This window comes from Pseudarthrobacter sp. fls2-241-R2A-168, assembly GCF_030209335.1.
In the GTDB taxonomy this organism is placed as follows: Bacteria; Actinomycetota; Actinomycetes; order Actinomycetales; family Micrococcaceae; genus Arthrobacter.
This window is the reverse complement of sequence record NZ_JARVSG010000062.1, coordinates 1-1002: the sequence shown is the minus strand read 5'-3', so window position 1 is coordinate 1002 and position 1002 is coordinate 1. Positions and strand designations below refer to the sequence as shown.

The 1002-nt window shown below is 62.1% G+C and carries 1 protein-coding gene; it reads right to left on the bottom strand.

Annotated features, from left to right (window positions below; translation table 11 throughout):
* Positions 1 to 24: 24 nt before the first annotated feature.
* Positions 25 to 927 (bottom strand): IS982 family transposase, encoded by a 903-nt coding sequence (locus QRN11_RS22460; RefSeq protein ID WP_285314561.1) that lies wholly within the window; start codon positions 925 to 927, stop codon positions 25 to 27.
* Positions 928 to 1002: the final 75 nt, after the last annotated feature.

Genomic DNA, 1002 nt, shown 5'->3' with positions numbered 1-1002 from the left:
CTAGATGATTAAGTCCTATTGGATTTAGTGGTCGTAGGCGATTAGGGAGCGTTTGCGGGGCGCGCCGGTGTGCCAGTTGTGCCAGATTCCGGCTGCGAGGGCCAGGAGCCGTGCAGCGACGCGTGCTTTGACGCCTTCAAGGGTGCGCCCGCCGTGTTCTTCGAGGGTGAGTTGGCCTTTGAGGGTGTCGAAGACTGACTCGATCCATTGCCGGATGCCGCCGAGCTTGCCGAAGCGTGGCTTCTCGTCCTTGCGGTCGGGTCGGATGAGGTGGGCGCCAAGGTCCTCTGTGATGAACCGTTCAAAGTCCTTGCCGGCGAAGCCTTTGTCGCCCAGGATGACCTGGCCGGCGCGGACGAGATGATGGTCTTTTTCCAGCAGGGCCTGGGTGACCTCGCGTTCGCCGACTTTCGGGTTCGCCAGGCCCCAGATGACCGGCATCCCTTCAGGGGTGCTGATCAGATACAGGCGGAAGCCCCAGAAGAAGCGCGAGTGCGACGCGCAATAGCCGTAGCCGGCATGCCCGGCCAGATCGGAGCGTTTGACGGTTTCCCGTGACATCCCGCAGGGCAGCGGGGTGGAATCGACCAGCCGGAGCACGTCATGCCAGGACGGTGTGTCTTTGGCCAGGGCCGTGATGGTCGCGGAGATCAGCGTCTCGGCGGCCCGGAGCCGTTTGTTGTAGCCGGACTGCTGCGGGATGCCGGGGAACATCCCGGTCAGGTGCGTTCGGGCGTAACGGATCCATCTGGTTTCGGAGGAGTATCCGAGCAGTTGCTGCGCCACTACCAGGCAGAGCAGCTCGGCATCCGAGAGCCCGGGCTTGCGCCCGGGCCGCCGGTCCCGTGACACACCAAGATCAGGCAGGACACGGTCGGTGAGAAGGACATAGAGTGTGGTCAGGAGAGTGTTTAGTTCGGGGTTCACATACCGGGTTTAACACTCTCCGCCTTACTTTAAAAGCACCCCCACCGTCCTACGCAATAGGAATTACTCATCTAG